The sequence below is a fragment of the Desulfosporosinus lacus DSM 15449 genome, from assembly GCF_900129935.1.
In the GTDB taxonomy this organism is placed as follows: Bacteria; Bacillota; Desulfitobacteriia; order Desulfitobacteriales; family Desulfitobacteriaceae; genus Desulfosporosinus; species Desulfosporosinus lacus.
In genome coordinates, this window is the sequence record NZ_FQXJ01000011.1 from 98,377 (window position 1) to 122,803 (window position 24,427).

At 40.6% G+C, this 24,427-nt stretch carries 21 protein-coding genes and 1 riboswitch; of the genes, 17 read left to right on the forward strand and 4 right to left on the reverse strand.

Annotated features, from left to right (window positions below):
- Window positions 1–179 precede the first annotated feature (179 nt).
- The 7 genes from BUB11_RS15620 (at window position 180) to BUB11_RS15650 (ending at window position 7,882) form a co-directional block, all read left to right on the forward strand.
- Window positions 180–2,630: a DsrE/DsrF/DrsH-like family protein gene (locus tag BUB11_RS15620; protein WP_073030685.1), complete on the forward strand. Its 2,451-nt coding sequence runs from the start codon at window positions 180–182 to the stop codon at window positions 2,628–2,630.
- A gap of 415 nt (window positions 2,631–3,045) precedes the next feature.
- On the forward strand, window positions 3,046–3,453 hold the full coding sequence (locus BUB11_RS15625; protein ID WP_073030686.1) for a molybdenum cofactor biosynthesis protein MoaE: 408 nt from the start codon (window positions 3,046–3,048) through the stop codon (window positions 3,451–3,453).
- A gap of 88 nt (window positions 3,454–3,541) precedes the next feature.
- Window positions 3,542–4,021 (forward strand): GNAT family N-acetyltransferase, encoded by a 480-nt coding sequence (locus BUB11_RS15630; RefSeq protein WP_073030687.1) that lies wholly within the window; start codon window positions 3,542–3,544, stop codon window positions 4,019–4,021.
- A gap of 122 nt (window positions 4,022–4,143) precedes the next feature.
- Window positions 4,144–4,713, forward strand: a complete 570-nt coding sequence (locus BUB11_RS15635; RefSeq protein WP_073030688.1) for a TetR/AcrR family transcriptional regulator — start codon at window positions 4,144–4,146, stop codon at window positions 4,711–4,713.
- Between the two features lie 131 nt (window positions 4,714–4,844).
- Window positions 4,845–7,193: an endopeptidase La gene (gene lon / locus BUB11_RS15640; RefSeq protein ID WP_143187629.1), complete on the forward strand. Its 2,349-nt coding sequence runs from the start codon at window positions 4,845–4,847 to the stop codon at window positions 7,191–7,193.
- A 32-nt stretch (window positions 7,194–7,225) separates the two neighbouring features.
- Window positions 7,226–7,423: a DUF1858 domain-containing protein gene (locus tag BUB11_RS15645; RefSeq protein ID WP_073030690.1), complete on the forward strand. Its 198-nt coding sequence runs from the start codon at window positions 7,226–7,228 to the stop codon at window positions 7,421–7,423.
- Between the two features lie 108 nt (window positions 7,424–7,531).
- On the forward strand, window positions 7,532–7,882 hold the full coding sequence (locus tag BUB11_RS15650) for an alpha/beta hydrolase fold domain-containing protein (protein ID WP_282434010.1): 351 nt from the start codon (window positions 7,532–7,534) through the stop codon (window positions 7,880–7,882).
- Here BUB11_RS15650 and BUB11_RS28035 read toward each other — a convergent pair.
- The gene (locus BUB11_RS28035) at window positions 7,879–8,031 is read right to left on the reverse strand and encodes a hypothetical protein (protein ID WP_207650043.1); all 153 of its coding nucleotides are present in this window, start codon (window positions 8,029–8,031) and stop codon (window positions 7,879–7,881) included. The two genes, BUB11_RS15650 and BUB11_RS28035, sit on opposite strands and share 4 nt — an antisense overlap.
- Before the next feature lie 199 nt (window positions 8,032–8,230).
- Between BUB11_RS28035 and BUB11_RS15655 the strand changes: the two genes are divergently transcribed.
- The 5 genes from BUB11_RS15655 (at window position 8,231) to BUB11_RS15675 (ending at window position 13,486) form a co-directional block, all read left to right on the forward strand.
- Window positions 8,231–8,866 (forward strand): hypothetical protein, encoded by a 636-nt coding sequence (locus BUB11_RS15655; RefSeq protein ID WP_242947566.1) that lies wholly within the window; start codon window positions 8,231–8,233, stop codon window positions 8,864–8,866.
- 10 nt (window positions 8,867–8,876) lie between these two features.
- A complete protein-coding gene (locus BUB11_RS15660) occupies window positions 8,877–10,712 on the forward strand; it encodes a sensor domain-containing diguanylate cyclase (RefSeq protein ID WP_073030692.1) in 1,836 nt (611 codons plus the stop codon).
- A gap of 206 nt (window positions 10,713–10,918) precedes the next feature.
- A complete protein-coding gene (locus tag BUB11_RS15665) occupies window positions 10,919–11,224 on the forward strand; it encodes a YmaF family protein (protein ID WP_073030740.1) in 306 nt (101 codons plus the stop codon).
- 410 nt (window positions 11,225–11,634) lie between these two features.
- Window positions 11,635–12,132 (forward strand): DUF6323 family protein, encoded by a 498-nt coding sequence (locus BUB11_RS15670; RefSeq protein ID WP_073030693.1) that lies wholly within the window; start codon window positions 11,635–11,637, stop codon window positions 12,130–12,132.
- Window positions 12,113–13,486 carry a DUF6179 domain-containing protein gene (locus tag BUB11_RS15675; protein WP_242947567.1) on the forward strand — a complete coding sequence of 458 codons (1,374 nt, stop codon included), beginning with the start codon at window positions 12,113–12,115 and terminating at the stop codon, window positions 13,484–13,486. Before BUB11_RS15670 ends, BUB11_RS15675 begins: the two co-directional genes overlap by 20 nt.
- A gap of 204 nt (window positions 13,487–13,690) precedes the next feature.
- Here BUB11_RS15675 and BUB11_RS15680 read toward each other — a convergent pair whose 3' ends face one another.
- Both BUB11_RS15680 and BUB11_RS15685 read right to left on the reverse strand, forming a co-directional pair.
- On the reverse strand, window positions 13,691–16,267 hold the full coding sequence (locus BUB11_RS15680; protein ID WP_073030694.1) for an HD domain-containing phosphohydrolase: 2,577 nt from the start codon (window positions 16,265–16,267) through the stop codon (window positions 13,691–13,693).
- A gap of 284 nt (window positions 16,268–16,551) precedes the next feature.
- Window positions 16,552–17,064, reverse strand: a complete 513-nt coding sequence (locus tag BUB11_RS15685; protein ID WP_073030695.1) for a UBA domain-containing protein — start codon at window positions 17,062–17,064, stop codon at window positions 16,552–16,554.
- Window positions 17,065–17,281: 217 nt separating this feature from the next.
- Between BUB11_RS15685 and BUB11_RS15690 the strand changes: the two genes are divergently transcribed.
- On the forward strand, window positions 17,282–18,391 hold the full coding sequence (locus tag BUB11_RS15690) for an oxidoreductase (RefSeq protein WP_073030696.1): 1,110 nt from the start codon (window positions 17,282–17,284) through the stop codon (window positions 18,389–18,391).
- Between the two features lie 34 nt (window positions 18,392–18,425).
- On the opposite strand, the gene BUB11_RS15695 is transcribed toward BUB11_RS15690, so the two are convergent.
- A complete protein-coding gene (locus tag BUB11_RS15695) occupies window positions 18,426–18,701 on the reverse strand; it encodes a Uma2 family endonuclease (protein ID WP_242947568.1) in 276 nt (91 codons plus the stop codon).
- A gap of 186 nt (window positions 18,702–18,887) precedes the next feature.
- A riboswitch (cobalamin riboswitch) is annotated at window positions 18,888–19,060 on the forward strand.
- Window positions 19,061–19,127: 67 nt separating this feature from the next.
- Between BUB11_RS15695 and BUB11_RS15700 the strand changes: the two genes are divergently transcribed.
- The 4 genes from BUB11_RS15700 to BUB11_RS15715 all read left to right on the forward strand — a co-directional run bounded on the left by BUB11_RS15700 (window position 19,128) and on the right by BUB11_RS15715 (window position 24,426).
- Window positions 19,128–20,678 (forward strand): ABC transporter ATP-binding protein, encoded by a 1,551-nt coding sequence (locus BUB11_RS15700; RefSeq protein WP_073030697.1) that lies wholly within the window; start codon window positions 19,128–19,130, stop codon window positions 20,676–20,678.
- A complete protein-coding gene (locus BUB11_RS15705; RefSeq protein WP_073030698.1) occupies window positions 20,659–21,396 on the forward strand; it encodes an energy-coupling factor transporter transmembrane component T family protein in 738 nt (245 codons plus the stop codon). Before BUB11_RS15700 ends, BUB11_RS15705 begins: the two co-directional genes overlap by 20 nt.
- Before the next feature lie 27 nt (window positions 21,397–21,423).
- Complete coding sequence (locus BUB11_RS15710; RefSeq protein ID WP_073030699.1) at window positions 21,424–21,957, forward strand: hypothetical protein; 534 nt, start codon at window positions 21,424–21,426, stop codon at window positions 21,955–21,957.
- A 534-nt stretch (window positions 21,958–22,491) separates the two neighbouring features.
- Window positions 22,492–24,426: an endonuclease MutS2 gene (locus BUB11_RS15715; protein ID WP_073030700.1), complete on the forward strand. Its 1,935-nt coding sequence runs from the start codon at window positions 22,492–22,494 to the stop codon at window positions 24,424–24,426.
- Window position 24,427: the final 1 nt, after the last annotated feature.

Below are 24,427 nucleotides of genomic sequence, written 5' to 3' on the forward strand. Positions count from 1 at the left end.
TTTTTGTTGGTAAATACTTTGTTATATATTTCCCATTGACCCCATAACCACTGGGGGGTATAATAATAATCGACTTAAGCAAGTAAGTTTGCAGTCGAAGCCTGAAGCGGAATCGAAATAAAGTTAGCACTTTAATTCTCAAACTATAATTTACTAAGCATTTATGGAGGTATATTTCTATGACAAAAAAGGTACTCATAGTTGGCGGAGTAGCTGGGGGAGCCTCCGCTGCTGCGCGTCTTAGAAGACTTGATGAAAAAGCCCAGATCATATTGTTTGAAAGAGATGAATACATTTCTTTCGCCAACTGCGGTCTTCCCTATTACATCGGTGAAACTATAAAGGAGAGAGATAAACTTCTCGTCCAAACTCCTGCGGATATGAAAGCAAGGTTTAACATTGATGTGAGGATCAATAGTGAAGTCGTTGGTATCGACACAGAAAAGAAAATGGTGACGGTCAGAAGTAAGGATCAAGGGATTTACGAAGAATCTTATGATGCTCTCGTATTATCACCTGGAGCCAAAGCTCTCCGGCCCAATATCTCGGGGGTAGACAGTTCGAAGATATTTACCTTGAGAAACATTCCGGACACAGATAGAGTCAAGGCATATGTTGATCAAAAGGGTATCAATAGTGCCATAGTGATTGGTGGAGGTTTCGTCGGAGTTGAAATGGCTGAAAACCTGATCGAGAGAGGTTTGAAAGTTACTTTAGTCGAAGCCGCTCCCCATATTTTAGCTCCTTTTGACTCAGACATGGTGGTAATGGCTGAAAAGGAATTAGTTGAAAATGGCGTGGATCTTATCTTGGGTGACGGCGTTAAAGCTTTTCAAGAGGGTGGAAGCCAAATCGAAGTGACGTTGAGCAGTGAAAAAATGGTTTCTGCTGATCTAGTCATTCTGGCCATTGGGGTAGCACCTGACACTGCTTTTTTGAAAGACTCGGGAATAGGGTTAGGGTCGAAAGGCCATATAGTCGTTGATGAAAGAATGCAAACCAATGTAAAAGATGTTTACGCAGTAGGAGATGCCATAGAGGTTGTCGACTTTATTACTGGAGAAAAGACGGCTGTCCCTTTGGCGGGACCGGCAAATAAGCAGGGAAGAATCGCTGCTGATAATATTGCGGGTTTGAATTCGATTTATAAGGGCACTCAAGGAACCTCGATCCTTAAAGTTTTCAGCTTAACGGCGGCCAGCACAGGGGCCAATGAGCGCAGTCTGCAAAAAGCCAATCTGCCTTATCGGGTGGTATACGTTCATCCTGTAGCTCATGCATCCTATTACCCGGCTGCTTTACAGCTGACCTTGAAACTGATTTTTAGTGATGAAGGCCAAGTATTAGGAGCGCAGGGTATTGGTTATGATGGCGTTGACAAACGAATTGATGTTATTGCTGCGGTCATTCGCTTAAAAGGCACGGTAGATGACTTAGCTGAATTAGAATTAGCCTACGCTCCTCCCTTTTCATCGGCAAAAGACCCTGTTAATATGGTCGGATTTTTAGCTCAAAACGTCCTAGCAGGAAGAACTCATGTTGTAGCTTGGAAGGACCTTGAGTTGTCTGCACTCAAGGATTCCATACTTCTGGATGTGCGAACGGAAGAGGAGCATAACAATGGGCACTTACCCGGTTCCATCAACATTCCCTTGGATAGTTTAAGAGACAGAATGGGCGAGTTAGATAAGAATAAACAGATCATAGAGTATTGCCAAGTAGGTTTAAGGGGATATGTAGCAGATAGGATTCTAAGTCAAAATGGCTTTAACGTATTAAATGTTACAGGAGGGTATAAAACTGCCATGATAGAGGAATCCCATCCGAAAACGATATGCGCTGAGAACCAACAATCTAGCCAAGAACCAATTAGAGTGGATACCCCTAAGGGCCATTTTGATAAAAGCATTGATGCCTGCGGGTTGTGTTGTCCTGGACCGCTGATGCAGGTCAAAGCTGCAATGGACCCTTTAAAGCAGGGCCAAATTCTCAAGATTGTGGCGTCTGACCCGGGCTTTTATGAAGATATTAAAGCTTGGAGTAAGAGAACCAATAATCAACTAATCGACGTAGCCAAGGTCGGGGGTGTTATTACAGCTTTCATCAAAAAGGGTGCTCTAAATGACTCTGTTAGGCAAGAGTCGGGAGCAACATCTTTAAAGGATAATAAGACAATGGTTGTCTTTAGCGGAGATTTGGACAAGGCTATAGCGTCCTTCATCATTGCCAATGGAGCTGCGTCCATGGGCAAGAAAGTTACGATGTTTTTTACTTTTTGGGGACTAAATATTCTGCGTAAACACGAAAAAGTCAACACTGAAAAGGGCTTTATGGATAAGATGTTCAGCATGATGATGCCGAGGGGGAGCAAACGGCTTAAGTTATCGAACATGAATATGCTGGGCATGGGCGGAAAAATGATCAGAAAAATTATGAAGGACAAAAATGTCTCTTCCCTGGAAGAGCTCATCCAGGCCGCAATGAGCAATGGAGTGGAGGTAGTAGCTTGTCAAATGTCCATGGATGTCATGGGTCTAAAACAAGAGGAGTTACTCGACGGCGTTAAAATTGGTGGAGTCGGTTATTATTTAGGAGAAGCAGAGGATTCCAACGTGAATTTATTTATTTAAACCTGACAAAGCCCAACAGTCACATCCCGTCAATGGGATTTTTGGGGGATGATATAATGTACCAGCTTTATGTAAAGAAGAAAATAGAGCTGTCTCTAAAAAGAGCCGAAGAAGGTAAAGTGTACTCACATGAAGAAGTTAAGAAAAGGGTATTAAATAAATGAGAATCGATTGGATGTAGCAGGAGATTTGAATAACATGAAACCTCAACCTTGGGAGAATACGTGATTTTCCTGAGGTTTCCTTTTTGGCCAAAGTCTCCGCCTAATACTTGTCGCCGCCTTTATCTATCAAAATCTTTACGCCAATGTTAAAATATGGGGTAGTGAAAGATAATACTGGTGGATAGATTAGTATGTTTTCCTGAAATCATGGAGCAAGTTGAAGAGTATTCAGAATGGGAGTGTATTAGTTTATGATTAATGAAAATATGAAAAAACCATCGCCATCAATGGATGAATGGCTTAAAGAAGCAAAAACCGATCCGGCGGCTTTACAGGAAGGGATGTTTTTAGTTCACAATGGTGTTGTGCGTCAAACGCCTAAAGCCAAGGTGCGCCAAGGAATTGATGACGGTTCGCTGGTAACGGGAATGGAATTTGCTTATGATGCAGCAAAGGTTGATTGGGCGATTGCTGAAACCTATAAGATGGAGGGTATCTTCTATGTCAGGGTTTGGCTTAATGAAGGCCAGCTTGAACTTGGCGACGACATAATGTATGTGCTGATAGGCGGTGACATCCGACCACATGTTATTGATGCACTGCAATTTCTGGTTGAAAAGATTAAAAGTGAATGTGTTAGCGAAATTGAACAAAAATAGTAATAATAATCAGCGCATCCTGCCCGGCTAGAAGGGAATAAAGCATTTGATTATATCTCTGTGTATGGAAGGAGTGATAAACAGCAGTATGGATAGCGGAGATTTAAATATCAGAAAAATAAAAAACGTTGATATACCGCTGTTTGAAGAATGGTTGAATAAAGAACATATCCGAAAATGGTTTGGTGATCCAAGTGAATGGCTCAATGAAATATATAATCGCGAAGGCCAATATTATTGGATAAACCATTATATTATCGAATATGAGGATAGACCTATCGGATTTTGCCAGTACTATGATTGCGGCAAAACTGATGAAGGGTATGCCTGGGACAATGAGCCGGAAGGTACATTTGGTATTGATTATCTCATTGGAAATGAACATTTTTTAGGCAAGGGAATTGGGAATCAAATAGTTAAGAAACTAACTCAAATGATTATATATAAGGAAAATCCTGCCCAAATAATCGCAGATCCGGTTAAAGACAATATTGTATCAAGCAAAGTACTTGAGTATAACAGTTATTACTTCGATGATTTAACAGGGCTTTATAAACTAAAGCTCTAATGAGTTTTTGTTAGCTGATGGAGAGCGTACAGGTCAACTCAAAATCATTCCATTTGACAATAAACGAATGATCGTTTATTATATATTTATCATCAATTTTATCTAAAAGTTAGGCGGCGCTCATGAGAAGAAAAGATGACGAAAAGCAAAGATGCATTAAAATTGCAGTGGTGCAATTGATTCTGGAGGAGGGGTTCCAGGGCACATCTATCTCAAAAATAGCAAAGGCCGCTGGCGTATCTCCGGCGACAGTATACATCTATTATGAAAATAAGGAGACCATGCTTAGAGAAATTTATCGGGAATATTCGGAAGATGCGATTCAATATTTGCTTCAATGTTTAAGCCCCAATATGGTTGGAGAAGAAATTATTGCGGAACTGATCCGACGGTATTATTTCTTCATTATTGAAAACAAAGAAGTTTTTCATTTTATTGAACAATTTAGTACCTGCCCTGTTCTTCAGAGCAGTTGTGGTTCGATGAAGGGACCAGCGGATTTAAATCAGTTGCTGACGGATTTAAAGAAACAGCAGATATTAAATAACTTTAACAATGATAATTTATACGCTATTCTGTTTGCCCCTGTAAAAATGATTGCAGTGAAAAGTTGTGAGTCTGAAAGCATGGCCATGGAACGTTTGGACGAATTGATTTATATCATTCAAAAGGCACTTCTTAAAAATTCTTAAAATCTAGTCTGAGCTAGGTTCATTCGGTCTCAAACGATTAGATTTCTAGTTCTTAAGCGAGGGTAATAGCTCGCTTCCCTATTTAAAAATTATTAAATGAGCATTCATTTATGAAAGAGGAGACAATTTATATGATATTAGCCATAGAAAATCTTGTTTTATTACCTGGAATGACTTATCCATTAAGAATAGACCGCTTCAGCGAGGATGAGCTAGCCTGTATTCGAGACAAAAATCAAGAGATTGTGGCGTTGCCGTTAAAGCGGCATAGGGACCGACACGAAATCAATGAGGAGGATTTCTACTCAACAGGCGTTGCCCTTAAGATACTAGAGGTGAACCCCAGCGAAAAAGGATACCATGTTCAAGTTAAGGTCTTAGACCGTGTGGAAGTTTCGGACATCAACATTGCCGAAAACATGATCACTGGAAAAACGGTATCAGCGCAGGAGGTCATCGACCTCAACGAAACCGGTCAGAAAGAAATGATGACCTATATTCAAACTATATCTCATCAAATTGGAGCCAAATTCAGAGAGTCAGAGGGCATTGTAAAAGCAATTGATGAGATAAAGGATCTTAATGTTCTGATAGGATATATCTCACGGTTTCTTCCATTTTCAAAGGAAGAGAAATATACCTTGATGGAAACAGCGTCATTAAAGGAGCGCGGTTTGACGTTTATTGATTATTTCTTACATTACAAAGAAGCAATTCAGCTCCAGATTGAAATGTCGGAACGGTTTTCTGAAAAAGCGAATAAAAATTATCGTGAGGCAGTGTTGAGGGAACAACTGAGAGAGATTCAGAAAGAACTGAATGAAGACGAACCAGCCAGCAAAAAGAAGAAAGATTATAAAACACGAATTGAAGAGGCACACATGCCTGAAGAGATTCAAACAGCTTCACTAGAAGAGTTAAGCAAACTGGAAAGTCAGAATCCTGCAAGCTCGGATTATCATGTGATTCAAAACTATTTAGATCTTCTTGTACAACTACCTTGGGAAATGCAGGCGGAGAAACCCGTCGATATTGGAGAAGCCCGGCGTATCCTAGATGAGCAGCATTATGGCCTGGAAAAAGTAAAGGACCGTATCATACAGCATCTTGCGGTCATGCAATTAAAGAAAGATAAACATGGTTCTATTCTTCTGCTCGTGGGTCCTCCTGGAACAGGGAAAACAAGCTTGGGTAAGAGTATCGCGGGAGCATTGGGCCGAAAATATACGAGACTCAGTCTGGGTGGTATCCGCGACGAGGCTGAAATCCGTGGGCACCGCAGAACTTATGTAGGTGCAATGCCCGGACGAATCCTGCAAAGCATCAAAAAGGCTGGAGTAATGAATCCTGTTATGGTTTTAGATGAAGTGGATAAATTGATGACGGGATATAACGGGGACCCAGCAAGTGCGTTACTCGAAGTGTTGGATCCTGAACAAAACAATACCTTTACAGACCATTATTTGGATTTGCCGTACGATTTGTCCAACGTATTTTTTATTGCAACAGCAAACTCCCTGGAAAGCATTCCCGGACCCTTGCTGGACCGCATGGAAGTCATCCAGCTTTCAAGCTATACAACAAATGAAAAGTTTAACATTGGTAAAAACCATTTGATTCAGGAAGCACTAGAAGAACATGGTTTAACGGAGGCTGATGTCCAAATCAGTGATGCAACCTTAAAGAACATCATTTCAGACTACACCATGGAGGCCGGTGTCCGGGGACTGAAAAAACGATTGGCTGCCATTGCCAGAAGTGTCGTGGAAAAGGTTGTACTTGGAACCGTTGAAAAACCTTATGTTCTTGAAGTGGATGCCTTGGAGGAGATTCTGGGCAGAAAAATGTCCAGGCATGACATGGCTCAGGAAATTAATCCGCCGGGCGTTGTCACTGGATTAGCGTGGACGCCGGTGGGGGGCGAGATTCTGTTTATCGAAGCAACAGAAATGCCTGGCAACGATCACATCCTCTTAACAGGTCAGTTAGGAGATGTTATGAAGGAATCGGCAAGGATTGCTTTAAGTCTTCTGAAATCTCGGTTGCCTATGAATGCCATTCAGTTTAAAGATAAAGACTTGCATGTTCATGTACCGTCCGGAGCCGTTCCCAAGGATGGGCCGTCAGCAGGAATCGCCCTATTTACAGCATTTGCATCTCTGATTACCGGTATAATGGTGGATGCGAAACTCGCCATGACGGGGGAGATCACGCTTAGAGGTGTTGTTCTTCCGATCGGGGGATTAAAAGAAAAATTGATAGCTGCGGAACGTGCTGGGATCACCAAAGTCTTGATTCCCAAGGATAATGTTGCTGATCTTAAGGATGTCCCAGAAGAAGTGAAAAATAAGGTTCAAATTGTTGCGGTGGAAACCATCGAAGATGTATTGAAAGAGGCGTTAGGGATCGCTTTGCCTAAAATTGAACAAGTCTTGACAGGACCTGGATTTTTCACCAAGCTAATAGATCAACAAGATTAATTAACTAAATATAAAGAAAGGAGGAAATGAAAATGACCGTAACAAAGAATACTTTAATTGGGGAAATCCTAAAGGCAGATCAAACTACGGCACCTTATTTTTTAGAGATGGGAATGCATTGTCTGGGTTGTCCTTCTTCCACTAGCGAAAGTCTGGAGCAGGCTTGCATGGTGCATGGTGTTTCGGTACAGGAACTGATTGATAAACTAAACAAGCATATTTCAAAATAAGACGGAGAGAAGATATATAGGGTTTCCATAGACTGGAGGATTATTCCGGTTTCCTTAAGAAGTATTAAAGATCCTTCTTGGATTCGGTTCATATTCTATCACGAAATAATTGATGGAAGAGTATGGAATAAAAGATCTTGTCAAAAGGCCTGGAAAATGTATTTAGGAAGTAATAAAGGAGATGTATCTCCCTATGCTGCTCCAGCCCGTGCCGCTGATTTATCAGGGCTTCCGCCCACATATACTTGTGTAGGTGATTTAGATCCATTTCGCGATGAAACCATGGATTATGCAGCAAGACTAAGGCAGGCTGGTGTACCTACGGAATTTCATTTATATCCCGGGTGCTTTCATGGCTTTGATGAAATTGTTCCTACGGCTGAAATCAGCCAACGAGCTCGAAAAGAATATATTACAGCTTTGAAATTTGCGCTGCAAAATAATCAACTGAATAATTAACTGGATAAAGAAATATACCCCGCCGCCAAGAGCTTATCAGCTTCAAGCGGCATTTTTTTTGTCTCCTCAAGGCGTTGCGGTAGCAGATTTGCTGTTTCATCAATTAGCAATAAGAAGCTACGTCTTTGATTTTTTTTGCTTTTTTTCAATGTCCTGGAAGGGAATAAACAAATCACGCGGAAATATAAATGGATAGCTCGAAAAAAAAAGATTAGTGTCTAAAATGGGTTTATTTGACACTATACCAAGGATCAAACACAAAGAGAAATATGACAAGGCATGTAGAGACGGTGGTAAGGTTGGAGTGGGCAAGGATATTTCGAAAAAATTAAAAGGATGATGAAGATTATGATTAGAGAGATAGCTTACAATGATGTAAAAGCCAGCCTCAAAACCGGGGATCTGATTTTATTCCATGGTGTTCAAACGACAAGTAAGCTGATCGAATTGATTGAATGGTCCTACTGGTCACACGTGGGTATGGTTGTTTTACCCAAGGATATCGGCATGACGGTTGAAGAACCTTTTTTTTGGGAGTCGACAGCCTCCGGTGACGGCCTTACGGATTACCTGACAGGCAAACCCAAAGAAAACGGCCCCATGCTCGTATCACTGCATGATCGTATCCAGGTGGATGTAAATCAACATTACGATACGCATTTTCTGGTGAAATATTTAAATCGTTCGTTGAAGCAACCGGAGCTAGAACAGCTTAAGGCTTTCATATACAAAGTTCATGATCGTGGATTTCCAACGGCTGAAAATGCATTGAAATACTATATAGAAGGCAGGTCTTTTAATAAACCAGCGCCCAATACGGAAGTGTTTTGCAGTGAATTAACGGCAGAGACTTTCATGGCGATGGGATTTATCTCTACAGAATACGTACCAAACGGGTATTGTCCGGATGACTTTAACAAAGGCGACAATATGCCCTCCCTGCAGCCTTTTCACTTTATTGATGGGGCCAGACTGAATAAGTAGAGATGATATTATGAGAAAGAAAATCGCTCCGATATTTGCAATTATAGCGCTAATCATCCTTTTATCAGCTACATTATTTTTACATAAACCAACTGTCGCGCAACCACCAAAACCAATCAACGGTGTCCTGGATTTAAGCAATTGGTCATTTGAGAAAAATGGAATTGTTAGTTTAGAAGGTGCGTGGTCATTCTACTTCAATCGGTTTCTGACTCATGAAGACTTTGCGAAGGGTGTTGACGTTATTCCAACCCCTATTGAAATACCCAGCACCAAAGAAGGCATGGCACGCTTCAAGCCCTTTGCGGAAAACAAATTCTACGGTACGATGAGGCTCGTAATAAAACTGCCTGAGGGTAGGTCGACATATGGACTAAGGACAGATATCATACTGACATCCTTTAAACTCTACATTGACGGCAATCTACACGGTGAAGTGGGAAAAGTCGGAACGGGCCGGGAGAATAGCGTACCTTACTACAATATACTCACCACCTACTTTAACCCGGAAAGCAATGAAGTGGAGCTAATTTATCATACATCAGATTTTACAGCGGAAGATTGTACCATCGTAGCGCCCAGAATCGGATTAGCCTCCCAGATTTCCCAAGCAGTACAGTTGGGTTTAGGCAGGGATTTGTTCCTTTTTGGTATGCTGCTAATTATGGGAATCTATCATTTTGGTCTGTATATTATGAGGACAAAGGATCGTGCACCGCTTTATTTCGGGGTTTTTTGCCTCTTGTTTGCACTCCGTATGTTATTGGTAGGAGAACGCTTTTTACCAAGTCATTTGAATCTCGGTTTTTTTGTTTACGGACGAATAGCTTATCTATCTGTGTTTATCGGTTTTGCAGCTTTATGTGGATTCTTATACTATGCTTTGGATGGCCTGTTCGCCAAATGGTTTGTCAAGTTCAGCATCGCTCTGGGATCAGTGGTTGCTTTTCTCATCCTATGGATTCCCTATAGTTCAGCGGACAGGCTATTGATGATTTATGCTGGATTCGCATTTATACTATTAAGCTATGCCATGATTCGCTTGGTGATTGGCGTATGGAAAGGATTTCCCTTTGCCAATATCGTATTGCTGGGTTTTGCTTTTTTAGGAATAACAATCATCAATGATTTTATTTATCAAATCACACTTGCCAATACACCTTCACTCATTCCCTTCGGTGTTTCAGTCTTTACCTTTACGCAGGCCTATACCTTGTCTGCCAGATTTTCCAATGCTTTTACAAGAGCTGAGCAGCTCTCTTTAGAGAATAAAGCTATTTTGTCAGAGCTTAAGCTTATGAACAGTAATCTTGAATCCCTGGTTAAGGAACGGACTTCCGATTTACAGAAGGCTCTGGAGGAAATGGAAGTCATGTCTAAAACAGATTATCTAACTAAATTACCCAACAGACGGTTGGTGCTTGCAAAAATTAAGGAACTTATTGAGCTGAAAAAGGACTTTTACATTGGCTTAGCTGATATTGATCATTTTAAAGAGATTAATGATCAGTTCGGGCATGTTAAAGGCGACGAAATCCTTGTGCTTTTATCAGCAATATTAAGGGCAGCTATTGGCGACGGTGGTTTTGTTGGTCGGTGGGGCGGCGAGGAATTCTTAATAGTACTGGAGACGGAGCAATTGGATACGATTCATGGCAAGGCCGATGAGATACGCAGGGCAGTAGCGGAATACTGCCACGCAGACATCGGCAAGAGCGTTACGATTACCCTTGGATTATGTCAATACCGGGAAAACACCTCCTTGGACATACTAATCGCCAGCGCAGATGAGGCTCTTTATCGGGGCAAATTAGCTGGAAGAAACCAGTGTATGATTTCCGCGTAAGGCTATTATCACAGTATCAAATGGTTGGAATATAGACATTGCCGTTTGGTTTTGGAAATGTCTGAAAGGGGCTTTAAATTCCTGCTCGAGGAGGAGGGCTTAAGGCCGCCATAAACAGTATATTCGGCAGACTGGTATAAACAACTGAGCACCTTCGAGTTCCAATTGCATAACCTATATAAAATTGGAATAGGAGGTAATTGTTGGTGGATTATAATGCGGATATATTTCACGTTCATAAGTATTGCTTTCCCACATCGTTTGATCACGGTCACTCTCACAGAATTATCGGTGTATCCAGCCTAGGAATCAGAAGAGGGAATACCCATGTCCATTGCTATCATGGGGTCACCACCCTAGACAATGGTCATGTTCATAACTACGGAGGTGAAACTGGACCTGCTTTACATCTTCCTGGTGGTGGGCATATTCACTGCTACAGGGGAATAACAACCTTTGAAGATAGGCATAGGCATGCTTATGAAGGGACAGATTTTCCTTCTTGTTCCTAGTAAAAGGTAATTGGCATGATTAAATTTCCCGTCTTATGAAAAATGAATTTCTCCCGTCCTACTCATTTGAACCCCCATCGGAAGCGGTGGGGGATACGTCTACTGAGTATTTCTTCATTTTGGCATATGATTTACGGCAAAAGAAAGGATTTGGAAGGTGATTTCCATTTCGCCAGAAGCTTACCTATTTAGAAGGCACGATGCATGAAAGTAAAACATATTAAAATTCGTTCAAAAGGAAAAATACCAAAGCGAAAAAATTGTCGCTTTGGTATTTCTTTTTACTTGGAAAAATGCTATTATAGATATTAATCAATAGTTTTAAATTATTCTATATAATATAATCATATCACAGTTGAAGGAATATGTCAACAAATTTTAGGAAATATTTTCGATGGAGGTGGTTCCTATTGTCTTTCGAAATAATGGGTATATCCTCAGCACTAATTCGAAAACAATCGGTAGCAGAACTTGAAAAATGTAACGACCTAACTGTGCAATTCGGTTTAAGGTTGTCTCAATGCGATGCGGTTGACTTGGTTGAAACGCGTAACTTAGCCTTAAAAGATAACGGGCGAATCGAGTTCGGAGGAGGAGTGATCGAAAAAATCATCCGTGAGTTTTGTAACTCTCCTTATCTTTCTATGCCCAACTATGCTGAATCACTTCATGACTTAACGGATATGTTTTATTATTACAAAAACGAAACCCTCGATCTAATGAGCGATGACGATTTGATCAAATTCATGAAACAAAGATTTGACGGCATATGTCAGGGATCACTCGAGTTGCTTTCGGGGCGAGAACTTGCCAATATGGCACGCAATATACGATTCGGATATACAGCCGAATACTCGGAAGATTTAGCTTGTGATGAGGAGGGCGTAGATGACGATGGCCAATCTTGAAAAGCGACATCTCATTGACAACAAAAATTTGAGCGGTGAATCCTATTTTACTTCAATTCTACACGAGGCATATGCCTACGGTCTCTTAAATGATTCCGAAATCGAAAATATTCAACTGCAATGTATTAAGTTTTTAGCCTATAAAAGTGAACGATACAACGACGGTGAAAGTAGCTCAATAAGAGTGGAAGCCGCCGAAAGCATCATGAAATCCAATCTTTATACAATTGGGCTCTATTTAAAATCCTTGCCAGATGCTGATTGTGCGGTCAGTGAACTTAAAATAGGTAAGATTCCCGAAATGTATCAAAAAGGAAGAGTATTAATCAATGGCAAAGTACACTCTGCAAAACATTTCTATATAATGGCTAAAGCCAATAAAGTAACGACTTTAAACTATACCTATAACGCAACACTTGACGAGGGCATTGGAATTTTTTTCAAAGCTTACAACCCTGATTATGCAGCGCATGAAGTAATGGCATCGATAGATTATCAGCTCTGCAATCCCGTTACGGATTTGACGGGAGTAGAGTTTATTCTAAAATACCTAGAGAACTTATTTATCGAAAATGAATTTTGCAGTTATTTCGATGCCGAGGATATACATCATTTGCTTAGCGGGTATGATGAGGGGTACAAAGATTTATTAATTAATATCTTTGAGCAGGTAGTGACAGCAACATTGGGGCGCACGCTTGCAAACCGCAGCGTTTTAAAATTAGATAGTTTGAAGGAGGAAATTGAACGTCTGCAGGATGAACTGGCGGAAGATGATGATTATTTAATTGCTTTGAAGATTCGCAAGGCCACTGAAAAAGTACTTCAAGAGTTGAGGATTACAACTCTTTCCCTTCATAGATACATTGAAAAAAGTTTGCCGAGAATCACATCGAGTATCGTCAATGCAGTCAGAACAAATACCCTCGGCAAAACGTTTGTATCTCCCACTAATCCAGACTTGAAACCCAAAATCCAGTTTTTATCCAGTGCGAAAATGGATGATGAAGACTATAGAGAATTCATTAACGAATTGTTAATATGCCGATATTCATCGGATAAGCTTGCGCTTATCAAAGAAAAAGCGAAATCTTTTGGGGATATCGAAGATCTACTGTTTGATGCACGGTTGAGCGAAGAAGAAATCACCTCGGTTCTTGACATCTTTCGAGACGTTGAAATCGCCGAATTGATTAGAAGGCACCCATTCAAATCGAGTATTCAAGCTGTGGATTTATCAGAAACGGAACAGACATTAAGGTTATATGTAAAAAGCTATACTGATCAACTTACGACTGAGCGACAAGAACGGATTTTTGGGCTCGTGAATCATCTTATGGTGGATGAGAGATAAAGACTCTCAAGTGAATAAATGTGGTGCATTATTCCATGATATCCTGATACGAATTCAAAAAAAGAATTCATTTTGCTTCTTCAACTGAAATGAACATTTTGATGGAGGAATAAGACGGGCAATGGGATATTAATATTGGCTATCTTTAATAATTGTGTTGATATTATGATGATATAAGGGAAGCCAGAGATGGCTTCCCTTATATCACAAAATATCGTCTGAAGATGCGTTGATAACTTTGTCAATGAAGAGGGTAACTAATTCAGGGTCGAATTGAATGCCTGCATTCTTTTGAAGTTCTGCGATAGCTGCTTTATTAGGTAAAGCGGCTCGATAGCTTCTGGCACTCGTCATGGCATCATAGGCATCTGCAATGGCAATAATCCTAGGTTGAAGGGGTAACTCCTCACCCTTTAAACCCCTCGGATAGCCTAAACCATCCCATCGTTCATGGTGAGCCAGCACATATTCCGCTATTTCTACCATACCATTGACCGTACTCAGAATGCGATAACCGATTTCTGGATGCCGTTTGATTTCTTCCCATTCTTCATGGGTTAATTTCCCGGGTTTGTTGAGTATTTCTTCGTCGATTGCTATCTTGCCAATATCATGAAGTAAGCCAACGTTTTTTAGTTCCTGAACTTCTCCTTCCAGCAGACCAAGGGCTTCCCCCATACTTTGGCAGAGGGCGGAAACTCGGTATGAGTGCTGTTCTTCTCGTTTATTCTTTTCGTGAAGGGTTCGGATAATCGTCTCGATGGTTTTCCCACGTATACTTGGGCCTTCAAAGAGTTTTCTCTTGTACATATAATCTTCGGCTTTTTTTAAAAGTTCACGGATATCCTCTTTCTCGTAACGCTTTGTTTCATAGCCAAACGAAATAGATAATTCGATTGAACCAACTCTTTCCTGTGAAGCTAAGGTATTGATTCGTTTGAGAATTTGTTCAGTTTGAGCAGCATCTGTATTGGGCAAAAGGATGACAAATTCATCTCCACCGAGTCGGGCAATAATATCATCTCCTCGGCAGCCTTTGCGAAGCACTAGGGCAACGTTTTTTAGGAGTTCATCTCCGATGGCATGACCGAAGGAATCATTAATTAGTTTAAGCCCATTAACATCAGCCATTACTAGAGTCAAGGGATAATTCCTTACAACATCGAGTCGTTTTAATTCCTCTTCAAAAAAGCGCCGGTTATAGAGACCAGTCAATTGATCATGGAAGCTTAAATATATGATTTCCTCTTCGGTACGCTTGCGATCGGTCACATCCTGAATCATGCCAATCAATCGAACCCTGTTGACTTGTTGATCAAATTCAACTTTTCCAAGCTCATGCACCCAGCGTTCCTCTCCATCATTGATACGTATGATTTTGTATTCAAAATCGAAGCGCTGCTGTGCATTTTTAATCTGCAAAAAATAATTAGAAAGGGGGGCCCTCCAATCTGGATGAACAATTCTCATCCATCCTTCCTTCGTGTGTGGATAGATTGGATCAATCCCCAAAATTTCTTCAAGCGCTGGTGAACACTGCCATTCTCTCGTTATGAGATCTGTAACATAGCTCCCCAGACGGGCCACTCTTTGTGATTCGCTTAACAAAGCATTGTGTTGCGCCAATATTCTATTGAGCTGATCTAACTGACTTGTACGCATTCTTATCTTATCTTCAAGCTCCTCATTCAAGGCTCTGATCTCTTCTTCTACGTTCTCACGCTTGACAATCTCTTCCTCAAGCAGCGCATTACTTTCTTCAAGCTCACTATTAAGGTCCTCCAGCTGTGAGGTTCTTTCAATGACTCTGTTTTCAAGTTCAGCATTTAACTCTCTGATTTCAGCTTCAACTTGTTCTTTTGTTCTAAGGGCACTCCTTAGCTCATTGGTTTTTTGTTGGACCATGCGCCGAAGCGTCCTATTCCAGATAAATAATAGCAATGCCACCAGAAAAACTGTACCTACGACAATGACAGAAACTCTGAATAAGGGATGTTCATAGAAAGGTATATTCGTTAAACCAAACCACTTTTTATCAATGGCTTCATATTCACTCTCGGAAATCTGCGCAAATCCATTATTAATGGCAGGCATAAACCCCGAATGACCCTTGTAAATGGCTCTGAAAAATTGGCTTGTGTATAATGACGAACTTGAATAATTGAAGTTATCTTGTATTCCCGATTTATACAGATAGTAGAGGGCAGGGGGTTTTCCTATCGTAAATATTACGGCCTTCTGATCTTTAGCTGCTTGGACAATCGCCTCAGCCGTATCATATTCTTCAATATTGGTGATGCCATTTTCTTTAAGAAAATGGATACTGTTATCCCCTTTTTTCACTGCCACAGTAAATCCTTTCAAAGATTTAACATCAGTAATCCCAGATATACTTTTGTGAAAAAATATGGGGACATCAATTGTCGCATAAGGATTTGAATAATCAAAGATCTTGGCTCTGTCAGCATTATAAGAGATCGTATCAATGACATCGAATTCACCATTTATCATACTCTCATAGGCTTTATTCCAGTTCATCCCGGTGATAGTCACTTTTATCCCAGTCTTTTGCTCAAAAAGTTTCCACTGGTCAAGCGTGATTCCTTGTAAATTACCCTGACTGTCGCGAAAAGCATAAGGGGGATAGCTGTCATCCATAACCACGCTGATCGTTTTTATTTCAGGGGGGGCTGCATTGACATGGGTCGCTTGAATTAGCAAAAATGTCAAACTAAGAATCCAAAAAAGAAAATAGTTTTGCCGATTCAATAACGGCCTCATTATTTATCCCTGCCTTCCAAAAAACGACTCAAATCATTCTTGTTAGAAGTATTCTTCGTAATATCGAGAAATCCTGCAGTTTATTTTACAAATAACTGTGGAGGCACAAGCCCTTTCTTGACCCAAAAAGAAAGGGCTTGTTATTTTTGTGAATCATTCTTTCTTTGAGGTATGGAGCGGTACTAAATGCAAATGCAATATGGTGACAATTCCCACCAAGTAAAAAAGGATACTGACGACTTTTAATCGTCCGCATCCTTTTGGATTCAATCATCCGGATTTTCTTAGATGTTTATGGATTTTTTTAGATTTTCAGCAGCGTTAGCCGCACTATTCATCGCGTCATTGACTGTGTTATTATTAAACTCAGGTCCAAGGAACCGATAACGCAAACCAAAGAATAATCCCATAATGATAAGTGGAATAGTAACCCAGAATGCAAAGATCAGCAGCAATCCAAGGACGATCACGGGAAATGATGCTTTGATTTCCTCACCCTTGAGTACTTCAAAGGAATTTGTGTTGCCTTTGCGAATCATTTTCAAGCAAAACTGACCAATTTTCTTCAGGCCAGAAAAAAGGTGATTCCCATTGTGACAGTGATGGTGCCCATGATGATGAGTTATTTCACCATTGTAATAACCGTCTCCAGTTGGCGCTGTTACCTTTCCTTGTTTCTCCAGATAGATAATGGCTTCAAGTAAATCTCCGTTTGTTGCGTCTAGAGCAACTTTGGCCTCTTCGTAGCTAATTTTAGCTATTGCACATAGTTTTTCCACTTGTTCTAAAGTTGTCATGAAAAATTCCCCCTTGGTTTTTGTTTAAATACTGCTTTGTGTGAGCTTTATGTTCGTTGTTTTCTACAATTGAGTATGTCTAAATTCTAATCAAAAAAACTTCAAGGAAAATTTGCCTTAAGTTAAAATTCTATTAAAATCCCAAAGCATTTCTATTGACAGATCGGTATTCTCTTTGTTGATTAACACTCATGACGAGACAGGAGGCTTTTTTCTAATGACAAATTTACTGTTTACTCCGACTACTTTCGCAGGCGTACAACTTCGTAACAAGATCGTGTATCCCCCAATTACGACTGGGTTTGCCGAATCGGATGGACAGGTCAGCGACCGAATGGTGGAGTATTATCGCCAGCGCGCCTCCGGAGGGGTGGGCTTGATTATTGTCGAACCAGGTGTTATTAACTTACAAGCGAAATTAAGTAAGTTTTCGGCAGGGGCTTGGGCTGACGCTCAAATTTCCGGGATGGCAAAGCTTGCTCAAACAATTAAAAATGAAGGTGCTCGAGCATTTCTGCAGTTATGCCATGCCGGCCCCAAAGCAAATCCCCGTGTTAATAGTGTTCAGCCATCCTCGGCTTCTGAAAAGCCTTTCATCTTCAAATACCCCACAATAAGTCTATCCCAAGATGAAATTCTTGGCGTAGTTCATGATTTTGTTATGGCGGCAACAAGGGCGAGGGAAGCAGGTTTTGACGGTGTGGAATTGCATGCAGCTCATTTTTACTTATTAAGTTCTTTTTTATCGCCGCTAATTAATACTCGGACCGATGATTACGGTGGGGACAACTTAAGACGGGCAAAGATTGTGCGAGAGACTATTCTAGCTATAAAAAAGAAGCTGGGTCAAGACTTCCCAGTGACAGTCCGTTATCATGGCTTCGAAGACGGGGAATATGGGATAAAGTATGAGGATGCAATTGAATTGGGTCAGGTTTTCGAGGCTGCTGGTGCTGATGGTCTACATATCTCAGCATATGGAGTATCTGAGCCTAATTTAGTAGGTATTGCGGCTTTGCCATCCAGCTGTATACCGTCTAAAGAACATCCTAATGCTCCGTTTGTTAGTCATGCTGGTCATATCAAACAATTTGTTAATCTTCCGATCATTGCAGTCGGTAAAATAACTAACCCATTGGACGCCGAACGAAGTCTTCGGGAGGGTAAGTGCGATCTGGTAGCAGTTGGCAGAGCAATCTTAGTCGATCCCCAGTGGCCTAATAAAATAGCTGCCGGTAGAAACGTTGTGCGCTGTATAGGTTGTAACGACTGTATTAACTCTCTGGCTAAAGGGGCCTTGAATTGCCGAGTTAACAGGACGTTATAACAGTAAGCCTTTAGGCTCAGCCTGTACCCAGCCCTTATAGGGCTAGAGCAAACCACCCGCTAAGCGGGTGGAAGTGATCCTCCGGTAATCTTATATCAAAAGGGGCGCCAAAAACTTCGCAAGGACTGTCTTTAAGGGCGTTGTAAAATTGAGCTATGAGCGCAGTAACAATTTTCTGGTGTTGTGTCGATGGAGCGGGAGTCATATTATAAGGAATTCCGTTAATGAGTTCCCACTGTTCTTCTTCCGACCAAGTTAGATAGTCTTTATAAGTGAATTTACGGTCAAGGTTCTGTTCAGGTTGGCTCATCAAGGATCATCTCCTAATAAAGTTGCTTAAAGAGTTCTATTTCTGTTCTTATCAAGTTCCACATTTTCCCTTAATTTATCATAACAAAGAGGTGACCTAGCGGCAAGGAAGAGTCTTTTTTGAGTAGAGAATCTTTTCCAAACTCCTATTGACAAAATTTATGAATTATTCTATCATAAGGGCAATTGAATACCTTATTTAATAGGTGCCCGCAAGGGATAATAGGGAACCAGGTTGTAATCCTGGACGGACCCACCACTGTAAGTAGATGTTGAAAATGTACATTTGCCACTGGGAAACTGGGAAGGCGTACATTCTAGTCTATAAGTCAGGAAACCTGCCTATGAAATATTGCAAAAGGACAAAGGTAAAGTTCTAGCTTATTAAAGCTGGAACTTTTTTTTATTCTATACTTTAGGAGTTGCTATGAAAAAGATTGAGAATAAAATTGCAAAAATTACAATTGAAAAACTCGTCTTTCCGCATGAAGAGAAACCTGCGCTTAAAAATATTGATTTTGAAATCAATCAGGGGGATTTTATTGTCATTACCGGGGGGGTAGCCTCTGGAAAATCGATTTTACTGCATTCCATCACAGGCGCTATCCCTCACTACCATAATGCGGAATTAACGGGAAGAGTCACAATCATGGGGCAAAACATTAAGGATATGCGCCTCAATAAAATGTCTGATTATGTGGGATATATGATGCAAGAACCCCAAAATCAAATTATCGGTTTGGATGTCTACGAGGATGTTGCATTCGGCCTCGGTAATCTGGAAATTCCCTTAAATGAAATTGATCAGAGGGTTAAAGACACCTTGGAATTTGTGGGGCTATCGGGCTATGAAAGTAGGCAAACTGCTTCTCTTTCAGGCGGTCAAGCCCAACGAGTCGTTTTGGCCAGCGTTTTAGCCCTCAACGCCCCTATTTTAATTCTTGACCAGCCAACCGCTGAGCTTGATCCCCAGGGCCGAAATGAGCTTTATAAGCGGTTAGGTCAATTGAATAAAACTCAGAATCTAACCATTGTTTTGGTTATGGATCGAATTGAAGAAGTCCTTAACTATGCCAACAGAGTCTTCTATATTCAATCAGGTGAAATTGTTAAACAGTATTCGCCAGAGGCATATTACAAGGAGCAAATCGAACATCGCAAAGAAAAGATAAAATACCTCACTTCTTTCAATTTGAATCATGTTAAGTCTAGTGAAATGATTGCGAAGATTACCGATGTCTCCTATCAGTACAAAAACGATTTGCTGGGTTGTGAAAACATTAATTTAGATATTTTTAAGGGGGACTTTTTAGCGATCATAGGTTTAAACGGCTCTGGAAAATCAACCTTAGCTAAACTGCTTATCGGTCTCTTAAACCCCTCTAAAGGTGAGATTAAAGTGTTTAACCAGCCTCTGAGTAAGAAAAAACTGGCAGAGATCCGGTCACGGGTGGGCTTTCTATTTCAAAACCCTGATTATCAGATCTTTGCAAGTACAGTAGAAGAAGAAGTTGGATTTTCACTGAAGCTAAGGGGCGATGTATTTGAAAAAATAGAACAGAAGATTGAGAAGTCATTGGAATTTGTGGGACTGCTGAAGTACAAGAAAATGCACCCTCATCGCTTAAGCCGTGGCCAGCGCCAGCTTTTGGCATTAGCCTCCATCCTCGTCAGTGACCCGGAATTCATTATTGCCGATGAACCTACTTCAGGACTTGACGAAAGCCAAGGGTATATGATCATGGATAAACTCTTTCATTTATCGAAAAATGGCAAAACAATCCTACTTATCACCCACGATCTGACCATGGCAAAAGACTATTCTAACAGGTTGGTTGCCCTGCATAATCACCGCATTCAACTAGATATTTCGACAAGAGAGCTTGATCAACATCTAGATACGCTTAAAGAGATTGGTCTGAATTTCCATAATCTTATTTCATTCAGGGAGGTTAAAGATGGGACTTTCAATGCTTGATCCCAGGACTAAGCTTGCCTGGTATGTTCTGATGATCTATTTTTCACTGATTAGTGGGACTGTAGTTCAGTTGTGTTTGGTTTTATTGGCAGGCATTATGGCCTCGCTAATCTTAACAGGTTCCTTGAAACAGTATAAGGTTGTGATTTTAATCTTGTTGTTCTTGGGACTTCAGATACTAATCGTGCAACTGATCTTTTGCCGGGAAGGGGTTCTAATCTACCAATGGGGAATTCTTAAAATATACAGTGAAGCTTTACCACTAGCGATCACTGGCTTCCTTAAGGCTAGCATTATTGTTTTTGCAAGTATGCAATTCTTCACCTCGGCCTCACCTCAAGAGTTTACGTTGATGCTTATGAAATTCAAAATACCTTACCGTTTTGCTATGTTAGTGGGACTAAGCGTCCGTTTCCTCCCACTTATGAAAGCTGAATATATATCCATAATCGATAGCCAACGTACCCGGGGCCTTAGAATGGAAAGCGCCTGGGACAATCTCAAAGGCATATTCCCAACCTTTCTACCTTTTTTATATCGATCCGTTCGACGCGCCACAGAAACTGCCCTGGCCATGGAGTTAAGGGGCTACGGACGAACTAAAACCCGTACCTTTACTTCAAATATAGCGCTTAAGCCTTACGACACCGTTTTAATCTCAGTGATGTTGTTGGTGATAATCATTAGCCTTACTGGCAAGATATTACCATTAATATAATTAGATGAATTTAGGAGGAGAATTTAAATGAACGAAAAAATCTTCAGAACTGACACGAAAGCACTAGTAGGCTCTGTCATCATAGGGATTGTAATGTTAATTATGATGCAGGTTACAGGACGTATTGATGCAATATTGGACCCAACCCTCTTACTGCTTAATGGTACTTGCTGGGCATTCTTTACAGGTCTGATTGTCTTAATGTACAGACAACCCGCGGGTATTATCGCTGGTGTAGTAGAAGCCGTAGTAGCCATGGCTACAGGCTATTCACCACTGGGTTTTTTCTTCTTATTTGCCAATGTTATTGGATCGATTGTCTACTCGCTAATTTCCAGTCGATTTTCTATGGAGAAATTAAGCCACCATATAATAGCAATGCTCGGGGCTGCAGTGACCGGCAACCTTTGCGTTATGGTAGGATTGATTTATGTCTTTCACCTTGACTGGAAGATCGCACTTTTATCTTCAAGCATAACCGCCTTCGTTGGAACAATAGTTGCAGGTATCCTGACAAAGAGTATCTACGGCTCCTTACAGAAATCAGCATTGCTTCAATAAAAAGTTGGCTAGGCGTATCTCCGAAGGAGGTTAAAAGCAACTATAATTGACATTTGCCACAGAAATGTAATAAACTAGGTTATACCTAAAAATGAGAGGATGGTTTTTTTGTTAAATGTGTCTGTAATGGTGATTTTCAACTAAATAGTTGAGAGAGGTTACTTTATAAAATGTGGGTTTTAAACCTGCTTTATTAAGTGTGCCTTTCTGAAAGCGCAACGTTTGCGCTTTTGGATAACGCCTTACAGATTACTTCCTACAATAACCATTTGAGTTATAGCAGTGTCAACCTTTGTCGATAAGGTCAACAAAGCTGACATTGAACTATGCGATTATTATCGTTTAGTTTTGTAGAGTGTAACAGGCATGTCCTGTTGCACTCTATTTATTTTTCTCAATAGCGTTATGTGATTTTATCCGTCAGTTAAAATCATTGCCCACAGGAGTATTCTGCGTATTTTTGGGAATTAAATGATCCTAAAAATAAGGTAATCTCTCTTGTGGGCATTTTCATTGTTATAAGGAGGATTTTTGATGAACGCAAACAATACACTGGAATTTAATATTATACTTGTAACTTTAGCCGAACACGCACTATCCCAAAAGGCAATGGAAAAATTGCTCTTACTAAGACCATTTTTAAGTGAGAGAGAGTGCAAATCCAAAATGCAGGAAACAACAGAGGCGCGCAAAATTTTAGAGGGTATAGGCACGCCGCCCCTGGCATCAATGAAAGAGCTTGATAAAATTTTGGATCTAACAGTGAAAGGCTCTATGCTGCCCCCTGAACAGCTCACAAGTATCTGTGGTTTTATTTCTTCATGCAAAAGAATGAAGAAATATCTTAAAAAGGCTGAAGCTTTCAATGCGGATATAGCGTTTTATGGTAATTCTTTCAGTCAGCTGGATCTGCTTTTTGAGGAAATTGAGCGCTGTATCAGAAATGAAGCGGTTGACGATGGTGCTTCTCCTGTCCTTCGAGATATACGCAGAAAAATAGAGAACACAAAATCTGCCGTGAAAATAAAGCTTGATGGTATACTTCGCAGTAAAAAGGAATGGTTCACAGATGGATATGTCACCATCCGTAATGGTCGGTTTGTATTGCCGGTTAAAAAGGGCTATAAAAATCAGTTAAGCGGAACAGTCATTGATACTTCAAGCACAGGCAGCACCTGTTTTATTGAGCCTACTGCAGTGAGAAAGCTGCAGGAGGAATTGGCGGTTTTACAAATTGATGAAGATAATGAGATTAGAAAAATATTATACACCCTTACCGTACTTGTTGAAGAGCATATTAATGAGTTGAGAATAAACAAGGACTGCATGGAAACATTGGACTTTATATTTGCCAAGGCAAAGCTGTCTATAGAGATGAAAGCAGTTCCTGTGTCCATTACAACGGAACGAAAAATCATCATAAAGCAGGGAAGACACCCTTTATTGAAGCCAGACCTATGCGTTCCTCTTGATTTTGAAATCCGAGGGGATCTGGGTGATGACGCCATTAACGGTGTTGTGATAACTGGGCCGAATACAGGCGGAAAAACCGTTGCCTTAAAAACCATTGGCTTACTGTCAATTATGGCACAAAGTGGACTTCATGTTCCTGTGTCGGATGGCAGCGTATTTTGTATGCACAACAGCATTTTCTGCGATATCGGTGATGGGCAAAGTATTTCCGAAAATCTATCCACTTTTTCATCCCATATCCAAAATATTGTAGCTATTCTAAAAGGCGTATCAAGCGAAAGCCTTGTTTTGCTTGATGAGTTAGGCTCCGGTACAGATCCTGCTGAGGGAATGGGACTGGCAATTGCAATTTTAGCTGAATTAAATCAGAGAGGCTGTCTTTTTGTTGCCACCACTCATTACCCAGAGATAAAGGATTTTGCCAAGAACACAAAAGGACTTATGAATGCACGAATGGAATTTGATCGCGAAAACTTACAGCCTTTATACAAGCTACAAATTGGTGAGGCCGGAGAAAGCTGTGCCTTATACATTGCACAAAGATTAGGATTTCCGGGGCATATGCTGAAGCGAGCACAAAAAGAAGCATATGGCGGTCGATCCTCTGTGTCAAGAGATATACCAACTATTCTGGTTGATGAGGATAATCCTAAGATAGATCCTGTTTCTAACAGCAAAATTCAAAAAGAAATTCCGAAGGAAAAATCACCCTCACGGAGCGAAAGCTTTAATATAGGCGACAGTGTAAGGGTTTACCCTCAAAAGTTGCTTGGTATTATTTACAAGAGGACCAATGAAAGAGGCGAGCTTGGAGTACAGATAAAAGATAAGAAGCAGCTTATTAATCACAAGCGGATTAAGCTTTTTATTCCTGCAAGCGAACTTTACCCTGAGGATTATGATTTTTCGATTATTTTTGATACTGTGGAAAACCGCAAGGCCAGACACCAACTAGAAAAAGGGCACGATGTAGTGATAGAATATGAGGAGGATTAGT